The sequence below is a fragment of the Vibrio pelagius genome, assembly GCF_024347575.1.
GTDB classification, from domain to species: domain Bacteria; phylum Pseudomonadota; class Gammaproteobacteria; order Enterobacterales; family Vibrionaceae; genus Vibrio; species Vibrio pelagius.
Genome location: NZ_AP025504.1, coordinates 1,141,702 through 1,159,134, shown reverse-complemented (window position 1 = coordinate 1,159,134; position 17,433 = coordinate 1,141,702). Strand labels below are relative to the sequence as shown.

Below are 17,433 nucleotides of genomic sequence, written 5' to 3'. Positions count from 1 at the left end.
ACATGCAACAAATCAGTTATTTACAAGAGCAATTGGGCCTAATGACGTGGCCACTGCTTATCTGCTCAGCACTTACCGCAATGATCATCGTTGAGCGAATTTTCCAGGTGATGCTGAGTATCGGTGTAGGACGCCGCGCTATTCGTAAGGAGCTTAACCAGATCTCTCCAACCGACACTCATCAAATTGAAACACTCGCTGCTCATTTGTCCAATCAGCGCCCACTGCTCTACAAAGGCGTTTCGATGGTGCTGGCTCATCACTCTTTTTCTAAGGGGCTACGTGAAGACGCTGCGGGGATCTGGCTTCAAGAGAAACGCCACCAGCTACATGCAGGTTTACGACTACTGGGGTTGATTGGCGTGATCAGCCCACTGATCGGCCTATTGGGTACGGTTCTTGGTTTAATCGAGATGTTTAAAGGCGTTGCTGCAACAACAGGCAGTATCACACCTAATGACCTAGCCGATGGCCTTGGCCTTGCGATGCGCACTACCGCAGCCGGTTTGATTATTGCCCTTCCTGCCATCTCAGGTGCGCAACTGCTTGGCCTGTGGGCCGACAGAGTATTGGCTAAATTGGAACACACGCTGAACTACGTCAACGTGTGGCTAGAGGGTATGTCAATGCAGCCTACCAAAAATCAAGTTAACGCATCACAACAAATCACTGCAACACAAGGTGCGCACTAGTCATGATCAAAGTCTCTCAGAATCACAATGCATCAAGCTTAACGCCAGATCTGACACCTCTTTTGGACATCATCTTTATCGTAATGGTGTTCTTGCTTCTTACCGCTTCCGTGAAGTTGGAGTCATTGGACGTTGAGTTACCGAGTAATGACAGCAGCAATGTGTCTGAGGTACATAAAGACTCGATCAGCGTGAATCTGCTTAACCGCGAACCTTATTGGGCAATCAACGGCAAAGAGTACATTGACTGGGAGAACTTTAAGTTGGCGCTACTTGAAGAGGTCGGTTCTGGTAATAACAAGAAGCCAATCATCATTGGAGCGGACAAAACTGCTGACGTGCAGAACCTCGTTAAGTTGCTCTCCTTCCTACAAGACAACGGTATCCCGGCAACGCAGCTGCTAACTGAAGGCGAATAAGCAGCCGACGTTAGACGGCAAACCTCAAAGGCGTGGGCATCAGTCTACGCCTTGTAAACATTTCAAATCATGTCGGCCAAATATGCAGACCGACAAAAACAGACAATAAGAATAGAATTATGAATACAATTAAAGAGCTCAATTACAATCATTCAGTTAAAAAGCCGCTTAAAAAGGGGCTACTTTCGATGGCCGCGCTTTTAGGTTTCTCCCTTGCAACTCACTCTGCGATTGCAGCAGACGACACACACCAACAACGAATTATCAGTGCAGGCAGTGCTGTCACGGAACTTGTATTAGCTCTTGGCGCCGACGATCAACTGGTCGCAATTGATGTTACTAGCCGTTTCCCGCAATCAGACAAACTTCCTAAAATTGGCTACCACCGTAATCTATCAGCAGAAGGGCTTATTGCTCTGCAACCGACCACTCTGATCGGCTCTGATGAAATGGGTCCAGATACGGCAATTTCTCAACTCAAATCAGCAGGTGTTGCTGTTGAAATCGTTAACACAGAAGCAAGCGTAGATGGTCTACTTAAGCGTATCGACCAAATCGCAAAGATCACTCACACGCAAGAGAACGCAACAGCGGTCAAAGAAGAAGTAAGTAAGAAGATCGCTGCGCTTAAAGCGAACCAAGTTCCTCAAAACGAAGCTAAGAAAGTTCTGTTTCTATTGATTCACGAAGGTCGACCAGCCAATGTTGCTGGCAGTGAGACCTCTCCAAACGCGATCATCGAGCTTGCGGGGGGTATTAACCCAGCGGCTGAAAGCTTAACGTCTTATAAACCACTATCTATGGAATCTATGGTTGAGATGCAACCAGACGTTATTCTTGTCAGTGGCCGTAGCTACCAAAAAATGGGCGGAGCAGACGCTATTTTGAAATCATTACCAATGCTAGCGGCTACACCTGCAGGTATGAACAAGCAGATCATCACAGTCAACGGTAGCGCATTAGTTGGTGGTCTTGGCTTAGCAAGCCTTGCCGAAGCAAAACGTTTAAACGCACGTATTTATCCACAATAACTGATTGTGCGTTTAGTTTAAGGCTCTCATTATGCTGTTAAGAACCGTACCTTTAAAAACATCAATGGTAGGCTTTGGTATCGCCCTAGTCTTCATTGCCCTGTTTTCGATTACTGTTGGACCAATGAACATTAGCTTGAGCGACAGTGCGGCAAGCTTGTTTAACCCAAACAACGAACTCGCGCCTCACATCAATCTGGTGATCCAAGAAATTCGATTGCCACGAACCATTCTGTGCATGGTGATTGGTGCCATATTGGCGCTATGTGGCGCAGTGATGCAGGGGCTGTTTCGAAATCCACTCGCAGAGCCGGGAATCATTGGCGTTTCCGCAGGAGCGGCATTAGGGGCAGCATTGGCTATCGTTATGTTCTCTGAGTTGAGCCTTAACTACCCAGGTTTCATGAACTTTGCAGCAGTACCAGTGTTCGCCTTTCTTGGCGGCGCATTAACGACACTCTTGGTTTATAAGCTAGGTACAGGTAAGTTCGGAACTTCCGTGACCATCATGCTGCTGGCAGGTGTGGCGATCAGTGCCCTTTCCGGTGCTGGTATTGGCTTTTTAAACTTCCTAGCTGACGATCAAATGCTTAGAGATCTCTCATTATGGTCAATGGGTTCATTGGCAGGCGCTAAATGGTCTGGGATTGCATTGGCCCTTATGACCTTGATTGTGCTGTTTATCTTGTTCTATCGCCAAGCGATGTCGCTAAACGCACTTCTCCTTGGTGAGTCAGAAGCGCAACATTTGGGTATTCCCGTTCAGAAACTAAAACGCCAGTTGATCTTACTAACAGCTGCAGGTGTGGGTATTACCGTTAGTCTCTCAGGCATGATTGGATTCATTGGCTTAGTGATTCCTCATCTTGGTCGCATGCTTGCAGGTCCTGACCACCGTGTACTGCTCCCTCTATCAGCAGTCCTAGGCGCACTATTGCTGACAGCCGCTGATATGTTCTCGCGTGTGGTACTGGCACCAGCCGAGCTGCCGGTAGGGATCGTAACGGCCATTATCGGCGCACCGTTTTTCCTATATCTACTATTTCAACAAAAAGGGAGAATTCTGTAATGCACTCCCCAGCCATCAAAGCCAGCGAGATCCATGTAAAGTTTGGTAGTAAAGTAATTCTCGATAATGTATCCATTGAGATTGAAGCGGGAAAAGTGACAACACTTCTTGGCCCTAATGGTGCTGGAAAAAGCACCTTGCTCAAAGCATTGTGCCAAGAAATCGAAAGCCAAGGTCACATCGAGTACTTTGGCCAAGAGAGAGCCCTTTGGTCACCGAGCACGCTAGCGAAACATGTGGCAATGCTCCCACAACACAGTACGCTCACTTTCCCATTCCTTGCAAACGAGGTCGTAGAACTTGGCGGTATTCCATTGCAAGAATCTAACCGAGCAGTGACTAAAATCGCACAAGAAAAGATGAATACGGCAGACGTGTCTCACCTAGCTGATCGTCTCTACCCATCACTGTCTGGTGGTGAGAAGCAGCGCGTGCATTTAGCGCGGGTGTTGACTCAACTGCATCACTCAGGTGATCAGACTGTATTGATGCTGGACGAGCCCACCTCGGCACTCGATCTCGCTCATCAACACAACACATTGAAAGTTGCGCGCAAAATGGCAGACGAACAAAACGCAGCGGTGATTGTGGTGTTACACGACTTAAACCTCGCCGCGCAGTATTCGGATCGTTTAATAGTGTTGAAAGATGGGCAATTAGTGTGTGATGGGACACCCTGGAACGCACTAACACCAGAGATGATTGAAGAGGTCTATGGTTATCGAAGTATTATTGAAAAGCACCCTACGATGAACTTCCCTCAAGTCCACCCTGCGGGCTAAAAACACAAAGAGTACCCTAACGGTGCTCTTTGTAGTTTCTAAAGGCTTAAAACGTCACTCACGTGCATTTAAGCGATTTTTCAATTCAACAATAGATATTGTTACTGCAGATTTCGATAATCCCGAACGATTACACGTAACAAATTCAATAGTTCGCCTCGTTGCTTCTGAAACCACAGTGAGAGCCAAATAACGATAGGTTTTAAAAGCAGCAAGCATAAAAAAGCTCCTTAAGAGGAGCTTTATTTCGATGGATTATTTGCTCATTTGAATGAGAGACTTACCAATTAACCACTCTAGTTCTTTGCCGCTTGTTTCGCCAAACTGAGTTTCAGTCAGTTTGTACAAGCGGTCAATACCGTTTGCAGCGAACTCATGTGCGCTCTCAGAAGTAACGATGTGGTGGAACAGCAGACGTAAGATTGCTAAGAACTCAGCATCTTCCAAGGCTTTGATCCAGCTTTTAGAAAAAGCATCTAGACCATTTTCAAAATCGATATGTTCCATGAACATTTTGAATATACGACCATCAAGCGCTGCCGTAAAATCTGTCTTCTTTGGAAAGTGGTGGCTAATACCAGTACGAGAAACACCCGTTTGTTGACTCAACGTCGTGTAGGACATCTTGTCATAACCCAGTCTCAATAACTGGTCAACTACGGCATCCATGATTTTCTGGATAGTGATTTCTGTATCTTCTTTACTACGCTTTGGCATATTCAGGCTCTTCTTTTTGTAAATCCATCTAACTCATCAAATGAAGTCAGAATGAAAATCATTATCAGCATTCTGCAAGCAAGGGGCTTATCATGAGTACTTACACCTAAAAGCACGAAAGTACTCTATACGACTAGTTTTATAGTATTGCGTCTTTGCGCACTTTATTAACTAGTCTTCGTAACCCACCTTACCGTTCTAAAGCAGTGTGTCAAAATAACTGCTTAGAATATGAAATGCGAAACAATAAATTCATTATATAAATAACTATCAAGCGATAGATACTCTTATAAAATCATTCTGGGTGCAACTAACTGAATGATGTTCTGACAAATTAATGACACTAATTTTCAGAAAAATATGAGATTGATCACACCCATATTCACATTTATAAAACGTCATGCTCATTGACTTCCTTTGCAAACAACATAGCATACCAATGCGATATAGGCCAAAGGATTTAATTTTTGTAGATACAGATCAAATTGCTCGGTAAAATAACCTCAAATTTTGTAAGAGGATTAGTTATGAACCAAGATGTTGGCACTAATGATGTGTGCGAAGCTTGCGGTTGTGCAGGTGAAATGGGCTTCATCATTAAAGAAGGCGACGATGTAGCAGAAGTTGTGATCTACGGTAACTCGAAAGACGCAATGGAAGCAGAGCTAGCTAAGTATATTGATTTGGCTAAACAAGTTTCAAGCAGCGTTGAGTTTGAATCAACAGAGCTAACAGAAGAAACTAGCGAACTGCGTACTCGTTTCAAGTTTGAAGTGAGCGCAGAGAAAATTATCTTTGAACTGAAAACACGTTCAATTGCGCGATAATAACGCACTCTACTCTAGCGATTAAGACGAGCCTATTGCTCGTCTTTTTTTTCGAGCGTTTTCCATGATAGTGCGCCATTTGTCTCAAAGTCATTCTGTTTAGTACATTGAATGACAACACCGGAAATTTCCAGAACGGCCCCAAGACTATAGGCCTTGTCATCGTAATAGCAGACCCTTGGGTGCGTATTCTTTTGTGAAACAATCACTGCCTTCTTTGCGGGCACTGAAATAATATTATCGGCGTAAACGTTTGTATTCATCCCAAATAGACCCGATATTACTGTCAAAGATATGACTTGAATTGCATTTAATCTTTTCACTTATATTTCGCTCTCTGTTTAATTGGCTAAATTTAACAATTATCGGCAATATTTCTGGGCTCGTATTCAATTTCCGATATAGTAAGCGCAACTCTGTTAGAAGATCGCCATTATGCTCAGAATTGTCACATTGCTTGCGTGTTTACTCACCATACCAAATAGTATCTCCCAACCTCTCGATCACTATCAAATATTGAATCATCTCGACAATTACGGAAATCTGTACCTGCGTAACAAACCTTACACCGAGCTACCAGCAGGGTTAGTTGTCAAAGGTAATTTAAATATAGAGAAAACCTCAATCAAACAACTGCCGAAAGAACTAGAAATTGGCGGCAGTCTGAAAGCAGCGAATAGCTTGCTCAGAAGTGTGTCTACAGGAACCTCTATCAAAGGTTACGCTAACTTGCTAGGAAGTCAGATCCAGAGTTGGCCAAAGGGTGTCAAAGTTGGCGGCTTTATCAACTTCACCGATACTCCTCTGACAAAACTACCGAATGGTTTTCGTGTTAAGGGTGACTTGAGTTTGATTCGGACCCCTCTAACCGAACTGCCAAACGGCATCGTGGTTGAGGGAAATCTCTATATTGGTGGTTCTGCGATTACACAGTTTCCAGACGTGATGACGGTGAATGGAAATATCTATCTTGGTGGTAATACCATAAACAAATGGCCAACGACGTTGAATCTAGGTGGCGCGGTAGCGCGCTAGTCACATTGGAGCTTGAGACTTTGCCATGTAAGGCGATCAAAAAAGGAGCATCACGCTCCTTTTTAGTTTTACCCTTGGCCGTCAAACTCTTAGGCTGAACTTAACCGACGTTCTTTACTGGGTTGGCATAGCTATCAATTAGGTACTGATGCGCACCTTGAGGAATGCTGGATAGTTTTTCTTCAAACTCACGCTTCACGGCTTCTGTAATGCTGTCATCTTCTTTGCCTGCTGCAAGAAGATTGACAGGGAACAGTTTATAATTCTCGTGAATTTGACGGTCAATCTCTTCAGCCAATGCTTCTGGCGTCTCAAAATCTTGGTCGATCACAGAGCCGAAGCCAACGTGCACGTGGCCTTTATTGCCCACAATACCTTGAATGATGCTTTCGATGTCTTCAAATTCACCTTTCTCGTATGAGCCATTAACGTCCTTTTCAAACAGCTCTAGTGCTTTTGCCGTATCACAAGGGTCATTTTCATAAGAGATCGCAACCGGTACAATCTTCAATGATTTCACATATTCAGCGAAAGTAACTTTCTTTTTACGACCTTCGACATGGAACATCTTTAGGATTGCTGGATCAGTAAAGTCGTTACCATCTTTTGCACGCCCCTCTTTCTGCGCAATCCAGATAGAGTTGCCCGTATCTAGAGAGTGCTTGATATAAGAAGAGAGTTGGCCAAGCGCTTTCATCATCTCACGCGGGCCTTTTAAAGAGCGCTTAACAATAAAGCTTTTGTTTAAACGCATAAGCTCAGTTGCACATGGCTTCTTAAGCAGGTTATCACCAATCGCAATACGGCATGTATTGTGGTTTTGCTGATGCAGTGCATAGTTCACCAAAGCCGGATCCATAGCAATATCACGGTGATTAGAGACAAACAGGTAAGACTGATTTTGTTCTAACGCTTCAAGCCCTGTGTAAGTCACACCTTTAGTTGTGTTCGCTAAGGTATCACGAAGGTATTTCTTCACTTCGATCTGGATCGCTTCAACGCTCTGCAACTTACTCCACTTCATTTTTAAGTAAACGCGCAAGATTGGGCTCATGATCGCTTGGAACCAAGCTGCGTGGTTAGAAAAACGATAGTTTAAGATCGCGCTGATGAACTCTTCATCATTAATTAAGCGATCAAGTGCCGCAGGAATTTCGTCGTCATTATAAGGACGGATATCAATATATGGATCGGTCTGAGAAGTCATTTTTCACTACATCTAATAAAAAGCTGGCTCATTCTACGCATTGTTTTGCTTTCTCGCAGCTACAGAACCCATACTTTTGACAAGGTCTGACCAGAAACATGAGTTTTGCCAGCATTATTGTTGGCATCTGAGAAAATTAACGGTAACCTAAGCGGTCGCAAAACTAAGGACCTTCTATGAACTTCGCTATCGAATACACATCGGCTCACTACTCCCACCTAGAAATCACTCCTAGAAAAAAAGCGGTAAAACATAGCCTTGTATACGTTGAAAGTGGATTAGTTTTAATTAAGGTCGGTAAGCAGGAACACGCAATTGAGCCAGGCCAAAGCATTTGGATCCCGTTTGATTGTTTGACTTCACTCACCTACTTTCCGAATACGCAAGTCGCACGTGTCGACTTTTCTGTACGCCTGACCGATGCGTTCCCTAAACAAGCGGGCTACGTTAACCAAACACCACTTTCACAAGCTCTATTAGATAAGTTAGCGACCTTAGCATTTAAAAACAAAGACACCAATAATACGTCTTCAACATGTAAAGAGCTGTTAGCAGTAGTTAAGCAGGAAGTGTTGACCTTTAAGCCATTGCTGTGTGAAAGCGAATTATCGCAACGCTTCAACCGTTGGAACATTGAAGACTCACCACTATCTCAAGAGCAAACCTTAGTGATGGTGATGCGTGAAGCGAAAAAACGTATGCAATCTGGTCAGAAGAAAGAAAAGGTAATTGATGAGTTGTTCTCGGGTCAAACGGAAGAGTTCGAGCAACTATGTATGTTGGTGTTTGGCGATACGCTATAAGCTGACATCAGTTAGTCCAAACAACGAAAAAGCCGCGAACTGTCCAACTTTATGTGGTAACTCAGTGTCGCGGCTTTTTTAATTCGGCGTGTTTTTCTAGGTTTATTTGCTAGAGACAGATTTTCTAGAAACTTGGTTACAGGGATGGACTCAACTAAAACGGAAACTCAATCTGCATCATCATGTCGGCTTCTCTTGCATCATGCCAACGATAATCAAATCGCATACGCGGTTCCCCTACTGACTTCTCACCAAACCCGATGCTCAGTTGCAAACCGTGATTTAAAAGCCACTCTTCTGTGGTCATGTCGTACTTTTTGTCTTCGAGATCTTCTGGAAACCACATGCCCAACCCAACATAGTTCGAGCTAATACTTTGAGTGATGATGGGTGAGTCTTTAGTTTGCAGTACCCAATCAGTCCAGTAGTCGTTTGAAGATGCTTCTGTTTCATCATTAAACCCACTCAGGAGCAGCATTGTTTGGCTGAAGGTTTCGAGGCTATCCGAAAAATCGAGGCACGTTGTTTGGTCATCCGAGTCGAACATTATTGAGTCTAAGCTAAATAGGTCACACTCAGCATGCGCATGCAAGCTGAAAGTAACGACGAAGCTAGTCGTTAAAAGTGCTCTTTTTAGCATAGTGCTCTGACCTCTTAGAGTGAAGAATTACATTGTCTTATACAGCCCACCATCTTGCAAGATATTTGTAACTGACTTTGTACTCAAATTTGTAAAATCGTCACCATTTATAATCGCATTACGGATATCGGTACTACGAACCTTAACTTTTTCTGGGCAAGCCATCACAGACCAACACTCAGTTATCTCGTCAGACTTATAAAAAGACGAGAACTTAAAAAAATTATCTGGCCCGATAACAAAAGTTATATCGGCCGTTGGATGACATTCTTGAAGCTTTTTTAACACTGCATACGTCGTGACACTCTCACCCGGGGTATACAAACTTTGCTCTACTAAAGATAGTTCAACTTGCTCAATAGCCAAGTCATTGATAAATACCTCAACAAGCTGACATCGAATATCATAGTCCAGCATAGCTTTCCCCCACGCGTGAGCAATGCTCGGAACAAGTAAGATTCGGTCGAAGTGCACCAAAGACTCAATGACACTTTTATGCCCTAAACTTGGTGGGTTAAATGCACTACCAAAAACCGCTATTTTTTCCATCGCTTGTCGCTGCCTTCTTTTATCTCACTGTGTAAAGAGGTTTTTATCTCTCTTGATTTCGGTATGATAACACTAGATTTCAATTTGCTTGCAGGAAAGGAATACGAATGGAACAGTTAATTCGTGATGAAATGCGCGTTCTACCATCAATTGACGCTCAATTTGAAGTGGATCGTCGTGTCGAGTTCATCAAAAACAAATTACAGCAATCAGGATGTAAGTCTCTTGTACTGGGTATCAGTGGTGGCGTTGATTCAACAACATGTGGCCGACTCGCTCAGCTAGCGGTAGACAGTCTTAACGAATCAAGCAACAGCAACGATTACCAGTTTATCGCCGTTCGCCTGCCTTACGGTGAGCAAAAAGACGAAGATGAAGCGCAGCTTGCTATCTCTTTCATCCAACCATCTCAATCTGTATCAGTAAACATTAAAGCGGGCGTTGATGGCCTGCATGCCGCGTCTCATGTTGCGCTTGAAGGCACAGGTCTTCTTCCTACTGATTCAGCTAAGATTGATTTCGTAAAAGGCAACGTAAAAGCTCGTGCTCGCATGATCGCTCAATACGAAATCGCAGGTTACGTTGGTGGCTTAGTTATCGGCACTGACCACTCGGCAGAAAACATCACTGGTTTCTACACTAAGCACGGTGACGGCGCTTGTGATCTTGCACCACTGTTTGGTCTAAGCAAACGTCAAGTACGTGAACTGGCAGCAACACTCGGCGCACCAGAACTTCTTGTGAAAAAGGTCCCTACAGCTGACCTTGAAGAACTGGATCCTCAAAAAGCAGACGAAGATGCACTGAACCTGACTTACGACCAGATCGATGACTTCCTAGAAGGCAAAGAAGTGTCTAAAGAGGTCTCTGATCGTCTAGTAAGCATCTATCAAGCGACGCAGCACAAACGTCAACCGATCCCAACGATCTACGACTAAGCACAAATTGGTCACGCTGTAATTTGCGTACCTAATTAGCTCAAAACTCGTAAAGCAAAAGGCCGACGGTGAAGTTCACCGTCGGCCTTTTCGTTATGTTTTATCACTAGGGTCTATTGACCAATTAAGCCACAACCTAGTCGACTACTTCGATATCGGTTTGTGGTACGCAGCAACATGCCAATACTTGCCCCATATTACGCTCATGATCTTGCAGCGCTGGAACATCAGGTTGATGCACTTGCCCAGATTCTAGAGTCACCTTACATGCTCCACAGAATCCAGCTCGGCAGCTTGAGGCAATGGAAACACCCGCCGCTTCCGCTTGGTCAAGCAAAGTACCTTGGTTGTTGCCCTCAAACAGATAGCCATTAACGCTTAACTGCAGAGTTTTCACCACTTCTTCTGTTGCGTGGTTAACACCAAACGCTTCTTGATGGTAATGCTGTGGATTTAAACCCATTTGAATCAGCATCTTTTTAGCATTGTCCATAAAGCCATCTGGGCCACAAACAAATGCTTGGCGTCGATGCAGGTCATCGATCTTCGCGATATGAGAAACGCTCAAACGCCCTGACAAACCTTGCCAACCTTTAGCTGGCTGACTTAGCGAATAGATCACCTTTAGGCCTGGGTGCTTATCCGCAATTTCCTGAATCTCTTGTTGATAAGGGATATCCAACTCGCTGCTGCACTGATGATAGAACACCACGTCTTCTACTTGGTTGTGGTCGGCAAGATAACGCAGCATTGAGAGCATAGGCGTTACACCGCTACCTGCAGAAAGCAGCAGCAACGGATGATTGGGATTCTCTTCCAGATAGAAAGCACCATCTGGATTTTGCGCGACCAACGTATCGCCGACTTGAAAATTATCATTAAGCCAATTTGAGATTCGGCCATCATTGACACGTTTTACCGAGATTGCAAGGCGACCGACGCGTGATGGGCTCGAAGACAGCGTATAACGACGAGATATCTTTTCGCCATCAATGGCCATCTCAATCGGTAGGTGCTGACCCGGCAGATAGCTAGGTAGAACTTTGTCGCCTTTGGCAGGCTCTAACCAAAACGTTGTAAAGTCGCGCGCGATCTCTTCACGCTCGACACAGGTAAGATGCAACGACTCGACCCACGTATCTTCATACTGCTCTTTAGGTTTGGTCTCTAGCACTTCAATCTTATCGCCTTCCTTAATCACACCTTCGTTTTTCGCTACAAGATTCTGGCCAAAGAAAACACCACCAGTTTCATCTGCGCGGAATTGAGAGAAGGTATTCAGTGGCTCTTTTGAAGGGCGGAACTCACCTTTATCTACATCAACCGTGGTTAAAATACAGCGCTGACACGGTTTCACCGCTTCAAACTCTACTTCGCCGATTCGAATGCGCTTCCAACCATCTTCACCAAATGCTTCGGTATTCGAGACTACTAAGTTAGTACGAAATTGATCCATAGTATGCAGCTCTGGGCTACGACGGTTTAGCTCGGCCAACGACGCTTCGCTGATAATCAGAAGTGGATAACCATCAGCAAAGCTCACGTTATGTCCGAGCTTCTCACGCACACGGTTAGACTGTTCACCAGTAAACAGCAACTCGACACGTTGTCCAAGCACGTCACTGAACCAATCATCTGCGGCATCATTGGTGGTGTATGCGGTGAAGCTATCCTTCCAAACCGTCGCTGGTGTTTCCTGCATCTTGAACTCGCTATATTTCACACGCAGTGCAGGCTTACCTTCACAGGTGAAAATCAAGCCATCCGGTTGCAAGCTAGAAGACACTTTCACCATTTGCGGATACTTACGAGCCGTTACCATTGAGCCATCCGCGAGCGCCAACATAAAGCGTCGGTCAAAACTCAAACCTTGTTTTTCTACCCATGCACTTGATAGCGAGATCCCGCCAACTGATTTAACAGGATAAACATTCACCTGAGAGAGATAAGGACTTTGAGCTTCCGGGGACTTTGACATAACGACTCCAATGTTATTAGATTTTTAACAATGCTAACAAAAGGGCCTAGTTTTAGGAACTCACTCACGCTAAACACTTGATACTCAGCTATTATATTGAGAAGTGATCAAAATACGCTTTTCACCCTCAACTGTTTCATAAGTTTTGTCTCCTTGTGACTGTGTACATTTATCACGCAGCGAGACTAAACTTTGAAACGTCATTGAATAGAAAGGAATTATCATGAATAAGCTTCTCGTCATTATCCTGTGTGTTCTTCTTCCACCGCTTGGCGTTTTCGTCGCTCGCGGTGCTGGCAAAGACCTAGTGATCAACATTATTCTCACGATCTTCTTTTGGGTCCCGGGAATGATCCACGGCTTGTGGGTCGCGACACGATAATCGTATGCCTTTAATACAAATCAACGCGTTAATCAGTACGTATCGAAGCGCCTACCGATGAAATAGTAAAAATAGGATGAAATAAAACGGCTTTTCCACTATCATCCTGTCGCCTAAACGTAAGCGATTGCTTTCACAGATTTCGCACCGTTTAGGCTCCAACTACATAACATTTCAATTGGTGGGAGCTTTCAATGACACAACTTACGATTACTCGTCCTGACGACTGGCACGTTCATCTACGCGATGGCGAAGTACTGAAAGATACCGTTCGCGATATCAGCCGTTACAATGGTCGAGCGTTAATCATGCCAAACACTGTCCCACCTGTAACTGATACAGAATTGGCGCTGGCTTACCGCGAGCGTATCATGGCAGAAAAGCCAAGTGAGCAGTTCGAGCCACTGATGGCACTTTACCTAACAGACAATACAACTCCTGACGAGATCCGCAAAGCGAAAGCGTCCGGTGCAGTAGTGGCAGCGAAACTTTACCCAGCTGGCGCAACAACGAACTCGGATTCAGGTGTGACGTCTGCAAAGAACATCTATCACGTACTAGAAACGATGCAAGAAGTCGGCATGTTGCTATTGGTTCATGGCGAAGTAACCACTCACGACGTTGATATCTTCGACCGTGAGAAAGAGTTCCTAGATACCGTTCTAACACCTATCGTTAACGATTTCCCGAATCTAAAGATTGTTCTAGAGCACATCACAACCGCTGATGCGGCGACATTCGTTAAAAACGCCAACGAGAACGTGGCTGCAACCATCACAGCACATCACCTACTTTACAACCGTAACCACATGTTGGTTGGCGGCATTAAGCCACACTTCTACTGCCTACCGATTCTTAAACGTAACACCCACCAGCAAGCGCTAATTGAAGCAGCAACAAGTGGTAGCAAGAAGTTCTTCCTAGGTACAGACTCAGCACCTCACGCAAAAGGTGCGAAAGAATCAGCGTGTGGCTGTGCAGGTTCATACACGGCGCATGCTGCAGTAGAACTTTACGCAGAAGTGTTTGAGCAAGAAGGCAAGCTTGAAAACCTAGAAGCTTTTGCGAGCCATAACGGTCCTGATTTCTACGGTATACCTCGCAACACTGACACTGTGACTCTTACCAAGGAAGAGTGGAACGTTGCAGAAACGATGCCGTTCGGTTCAGACATCGTCGTACCAATCCGTGGCGGTGAGACGATAGCGTGGACAGTCAAGTAACCGATTTTGGGGTTATCCCTGTCTAAAGGGGAAATCACATAAGATCCAAAATGCCGCTGACTTTTTTTGAACAAAGTCAGCGGCATTTTTAATGAAGCTAGAAGTGGCTGAGTAACCTGGCAACCCATTCAACTTTGCCATACTCCAACAAATCAAATGCCGTGAAAAAGATGGCGCAAATCACAGCAAGCTTTAACAGCCGAATAAGAATTAACATGATTTTTCCTTTGGGATCCCCTCCCATTCTAAATTCTGCGGATAGAATAAGTCTTTTGTGTCAATTGTTCATCAACATCTTCCTAATTGATTGTTTTACTGCTTATTGCCCTTTATCCTCTACACATAATTAGGTCAAATTACAGGACATGGATATGCAAACCACTTCGACTTACCCTATCGGAATTGCTGGACAAAAATGGGGCGAAGCTGAACGTCAACAATGGCGTGAAAGCCAGACAGTCAAACGTGAATATCAACAAGAAGTCGTGCCTAAGATCAAAGCACTGGCTGAACGTTTCGACGTAGAGCAATACGGCGCACTCAGCTATGACGAAGCACGCTTTCCTCTGTTCGCAATCAAAACCAAAGCTTGGGACGAAAATAAGCCAACGGTACTGGTTACAGGTGGTGTACACGGCTATGAAACCAGCGGTGTTCATGGCGCGCTGAAGTTTGCAGATACACAAGCTGAACACTACAGCCAATACTTCAACATCGTTATCGCGCCTTGTGTGAGCCCTTGGGGTTACGAAGTGATCAACCGTTGGAATCCAAACGCTGTCGATCCAAACCGCTCTTTCTACGACAATACGCCTGCAGAAGAGTCAGCGAACTTACGTGCACTCGTCGCGTCGCTTCCACAAGAAGTACTGATGCATATTGATCTTCATGAAACAACAGACTCTGATGAGACCGAGTTCCGCCCAGCTTTAGCTGCTCGTGATGGCCTTGAATACATCGAAGGTATGATTCCAGATGGCTTCTACACGGTGGGTGACACAGAAAACCCGCAGCCTGACTTCCAAGCAGCCGTTATCGCTTCTGTAGAAAAGGTTACTCACATCGCACCTGCGGATGCTGACGGCAAGATCATCGGTTCAGAGGTGACTCAACACGGCGTAATCAACTACCCAATGAAAGAGCTTGGTCTATGTGGCGGCGTAACCAACTGCAAGTACGGTACAACAACCGAGGTTTACCCAGATAGTGACAAAGTGACTGACGAAGAGTGTAATGATGCTCAAGTTGCGGCAATCGTGGGTGGCTTGGAGTATGTGATTAAGCATGAGCTAAGCGCTTAGTTTAGTGCCTAGAATAATAAAAGAGCGGCTCGCATAAAATGCTGTCGCTCTTTTTTGTCTCTGCTATTCAGGATTATCCCTTATCGCTAAAGTCACTTCACAGTGCGAAACTAAACCCTAGGCTGTAATCATCGCCGTTTTTCGCTGTGTATTCTTTGTCTTCGCTGCACGCAGTTGGTCGGCCTTTCTCATCACCTTGTACCAAGCTAACCCAGTGTCTGATGCCTGAAGAGTAGCTCTCTTCTGACTGACCAAATGTGGTACATGTTTCTAGCTGAATATCTTCGATATTTACAAGTTCTAGACGACCAGTGCCAGCGCGAGCGCCAATGGTAACCTCTACGTGTGTGCCGCTTTCGTCACGGAACAGGATTGCTGAAGGCTTAGATTTGTCGCCTGCGTAAGCCACAAAGTGCTTCGCTCTTTTCAGACCCGTGTGTTCACCGTTCTTAAAGTAGACTTGAACGTGACGGTAATCGATCTCATAGCTCACTGCATCCTCATGCGAACCGCTCTCTAGAGGGAAAAGCGTGTCTAGCAGTTGCTTCGCCATGCGTTGTTTTTCCATCTGTTTGTCCGCTTTAACCATTTCGACAGCAAAGACAGCTTCAGCGATAAAGGTAGAATGGTTTCTGTGTAGTTCTGTTTTATCCAATGTAAGCATGTTCATAGTCTTTCCCTCGTACGGCTTTAAATTTAATTTGGGTCAAACATCCTAATTGACCCTTTTCAGATTTGTTCTTTACTGCTTGGTTTCCATGTTTTTCATACTACTGTTATTTTTAAAACAATTTCACAACAAAAATTACACACTGTGAATTTTACTAAATTGCTTTTTACACACTCCTATTTTTAGGGGCAACACAAGTCTTAAGTCATTAATTTCATTAAACTTAATTTCACCACCCTCTCATTTTTACGTCTTGCTTGATTTTGTATAATATCCGACCCCTACTAGCTTGTTATCGATAACTCGATAGTAGGTATGCTTAGTTTCGACCTTACTCGACAATGGATTTAACCAGCGATAGGTGTACACACCACGGCCATTTTCTCGTGCAAGATTCAACATGTCGGTTAGGATCGGCTTATCATCCGGACTCAAGATTTCGTTGTGTGATCGCCCAACTAACTCAGGGGACACCCCATGCGCCAGTAGCTTTCCTGAACTCATGTCCATCACAAACACATATAAATCCCCTTCTACGAAACTGCCTTCAGCGTCATTGAACTCAGCCAGGCTCTGTTGCTCCGACTCCACTATCGCGGTCATCGCTCTTGCCAATAAGCGCTTAGCTTCAGCGGCACTAGAACGCTCTGGATAGAAGCCTACAGCAACAATCACATCGCCTACACGTTCAAAGAAGGTCGTTTTAGGCTCTCCCATACGATCGGTTGGGTTGGTCCAGTGATATTCCACCTCACCAAAACCGTTGTGGACTGCTTTGGTGATCATTTCTCGGAAAAATGGATTGCCATAAACATCTTGCGTGTCCAACACACTGTCGCCCACCAGCACCATTGAAGAGCCGCCACTCGCAAGGAATTGGCCGTCAATTCCGAGTGCAAACACGTATAACTCACCGTCAATGTATTCTGGGTCACTCATGAAATCTTTTACGCTTTCATCTCCCTCGGTTTGAACGTGGATTACCGCTTTCGCTAGCAAAGTCTTGGCTCTTCTCTCTGCCTCGCTCACCACATGGGGCTCAGAAATATCGAGCACATTGACAGCTTGGGTAGCCTTCTCCGACTCTGAATGCTCAGCCCGTAAACCTATGCCACCAATAACGGCAAAAAAGGCGCAACTGATAAGGATAATTTTGGATAAACTCATGGT

General features: G+C 44.8%; 20 protein-coding genes. 12 read left to right on the top strand and 8 right to left on the bottom strand.

Features of this window, described 5'->3' with window-relative positions; genetic code table 11:
• Nucleotides 1-2: 2 nt before the first annotated feature.
• From vsple_RS19270 to vsple_RS19250, 5 genes are all read left to right on the top strand, one after another.
• Entirely contained in the window at nucleotides 3-692 is a 690-nt protein-coding gene (locus tag vsple_RS19270) for a MotA/TolQ/ExbB proton channel family protein (protein ID WP_261883466.1), read from the top strand.
• Between the two features lie 2 nt (nucleotides 693-694).
• A complete protein-coding gene (locus vsple_RS19265; RefSeq protein ID WP_261883465.1) occupies nucleotides 695-1,111 on the top strand; it encodes an ExbD/TolR family protein in 417 nt (138 codons plus the stop codon).
• A gap of 188 nt (nucleotides 1,112-1,299) precedes the next feature.
• A complete protein-coding gene (locus vsple_RS19260) occupies nucleotides 1,300-2,142 on the top strand; it encodes a heme/hemin ABC transporter substrate-binding protein (RefSeq protein ID WP_261884020.1) in 843 nt (280 codons plus the stop codon).
• A gap of 31 nt (nucleotides 2,143-2,173) precedes the next feature.
• Nucleotides 2,174-3,211 (top strand): FecCD family ABC transporter permease, encoded by a 1,038-nt coding sequence (locus tag vsple_RS19255; protein ID WP_261883464.1) that lies wholly within the window; start codon nucleotides 2,174-2,176, stop codon nucleotides 3,209-3,211.
• Nucleotides 3,211-3,993: a heme ABC transporter ATP-binding protein gene (locus vsple_RS19250; protein WP_261883463.1), complete on the top strand. Its 783-nt coding sequence runs from the start codon at nucleotides 3,211-3,213 to the stop codon at nucleotides 3,991-3,993. The genes vsple_RS19255 and vsple_RS19250 overlap by 1 nt, the downstream gene beginning before the upstream one ends.
• Before the next feature lie 255 nt (nucleotides 3,994-4,248).
• On the opposite strand, the gene vsple_RS19245 is transcribed toward vsple_RS19250, so the two are convergent.
• Nucleotides 4,249-4,710 (bottom strand): TetR/AcrR family transcriptional regulator, encoded by a 462-nt coding sequence (locus tag vsple_RS19245; RefSeq protein ID WP_255232100.1) that lies wholly within the window; start codon nucleotides 4,708-4,710, stop codon nucleotides 4,249-4,251.
• A 527-nt stretch (nucleotides 4,711-5,237) separates the two neighbouring features.
• Here vsple_RS19245 and vsple_RS19240 point away from each other — a divergent pair.
• Complete coding sequence (locus tag vsple_RS19240; protein ID WP_255232101.1) at nucleotides 5,238-5,537, top strand: YfcZ/YiiS family protein; 300 nt, start codon at nucleotides 5,238-5,240, stop codon at nucleotides 5,535-5,537.
• Between the two features lie 32 nt (nucleotides 5,538-5,569).
• Here vsple_RS19240 and vsple_RS19235 read toward each other — a convergent pair whose 3' ends face one another.
• On the bottom strand, nucleotides 5,570-5,800 hold the full coding sequence (locus vsple_RS19235) for a DUF1496 domain-containing protein (RefSeq protein ID WP_255232102.1): 231 nt from the start codon (nucleotides 5,798-5,800) through the stop codon (nucleotides 5,570-5,572).
• Nucleotides 5,801-5,972: 172 nt separating this feature from the next.
• On the opposite strand from vsple_RS19235, the gene vsple_RS19230 reads away from it, so the two are divergent.
• Nucleotides 5,973-6,572 carry a hypothetical protein gene (locus vsple_RS19230; RefSeq protein ID WP_261883462.1) on the top strand — a complete coding sequence of 200 codons (600 nt, stop codon included), beginning with the start codon at nucleotides 5,973-5,975 and terminating at the stop codon, nucleotides 6,570-6,572.
• Between the two features lie 100 nt (nucleotides 6,573-6,672).
• Here vsple_RS19230 and vsple_RS19225 read toward each other — a convergent pair whose 3' ends face one another.
• The gene (locus vsple_RS19225) at nucleotides 6,673-7,779 is read right to left on the bottom strand and encodes a 1-acyl-sn-glycerol-3-phosphate acyltransferase (RefSeq protein WP_261883461.1); all 1,107 of its coding nucleotides are present in this window, start codon (nucleotides 7,777-7,779) and stop codon (nucleotides 6,673-6,675) included.
• Between the two features lie 176 nt (nucleotides 7,780-7,955).
• Here vsple_RS19225 and vsple_RS19220 point away from each other — a divergent pair, with 176 nt between their 5' ends.
• Nucleotides 7,956-8,582, top strand: coding sequence for a cupin domain-containing protein (locus tag vsple_RS19220; RefSeq protein ID WP_261883460.1), 627 nt, complete (start codon nucleotides 7,956-7,958; stop codon nucleotides 8,580-8,582).
• Nucleotides 8,583-8,736: 154 nt separating this feature from the next.
• On the opposite strand, the gene vsple_RS19215 is transcribed toward vsple_RS19220, so the two are convergent.
• Nucleotides 8,737-9,222 (bottom strand): hypothetical protein, encoded by a 486-nt coding sequence (locus vsple_RS19215; RefSeq protein WP_255232106.1) that lies wholly within the window; start codon nucleotides 9,220-9,222, stop codon nucleotides 8,737-8,739.
• Between the two features lie 27 nt (nucleotides 9,223-9,249).
• Entirely contained in the window at nucleotides 9,250-9,771 is a 522-nt protein-coding gene (locus vsple_RS19210) for a nicotinate-nicotinamide nucleotide adenylyltransferase (RefSeq protein WP_261883459.1), read from the bottom strand.
• Nucleotides 9,772-9,878: 107 nt separating this feature from the next.
• On the opposite strand from vsple_RS19210, the gene nadE reads away from it, so the two are divergent.
• On the top strand, nucleotides 9,879-10,709 hold the full coding sequence (nadE, locus tag vsple_RS19205) for an ammonia-dependent NAD(+) synthetase (protein WP_261883458.1): 831 nt from the start codon (nucleotides 9,879-9,881) through the stop codon (nucleotides 10,707-10,709).
• A gap of 136 nt (nucleotides 10,710-10,845) precedes the next feature.
• Here nadE and vsple_RS19200 read toward each other — a convergent pair whose 3' ends face one another.
• Nucleotides 10,846-12,687 (bottom strand): hybrid-cluster NAD(P)-dependent oxidoreductase, encoded by a 1,842-nt coding sequence (locus vsple_RS19200; RefSeq protein WP_261883457.1) that lies wholly within the window; start codon nucleotides 12,685-12,687, stop codon nucleotides 10,846-10,848.
• A gap of 223 nt (nucleotides 12,688-12,910) precedes the next feature.
• Here vsple_RS19200 and vsple_RS19195 point away from each other — a divergent pair, with 223 nt between their 5' ends.
• The 3 genes from vsple_RS19195 (at nucleotide 12,911) to vsple_RS19185 (ending at nucleotide 15,593) form a co-directional block, all read left to right on the top strand.
• Nucleotides 12,911-13,069: a YqaE/Pmp3 family membrane protein gene (locus vsple_RS19195; protein ID WP_255232110.1), complete on the top strand. Its 159-nt coding sequence runs from the start codon at nucleotides 12,911-12,913 to the stop codon at nucleotides 13,067-13,069.
• A gap of 194 nt (nucleotides 13,070-13,263) precedes the next feature.
• On the top strand, nucleotides 13,264-14,292 hold the full coding sequence (gene pyrC / locus vsple_RS19190) for a dihydroorotase (protein WP_261883456.1): 1,029 nt from the start codon (nucleotides 13,264-13,266) through the stop codon (nucleotides 14,290-14,292).
• Nucleotides 14,293-14,663: 371 nt separating this feature from the next.
• Entirely contained in the window at nucleotides 14,664-15,593 is a 930-nt protein-coding gene (locus vsple_RS19185; protein ID WP_261883455.1) for a M14 family metallopeptidase, read from the top strand.
• A 97-nt stretch (nucleotides 15,594-15,690) separates the two neighbouring features.
• Here the strand turns inward: vsple_RS19185 and vsple_RS19180 are convergent, their stop codons facing one another.
• Nucleotides 15,691-16,263, bottom strand: coding sequence for an aldolase/citrate lyase/malate synthase family protein (locus tag vsple_RS19180; protein WP_255232113.1), 573 nt, complete (start codon nucleotides 16,261-16,263; stop codon nucleotides 15,691-15,693).
• Between the two features lie 246 nt (nucleotides 16,264-16,509).
• A complete protein-coding gene (locus vsple_RS19175; RefSeq protein ID WP_261883454.1) occupies nucleotides 16,510-17,430 on the bottom strand; it encodes a cache domain-containing protein in 921 nt (306 codons plus the stop codon).
• Nucleotides 17,431-17,433 lie beyond the last annotated feature (3 nt).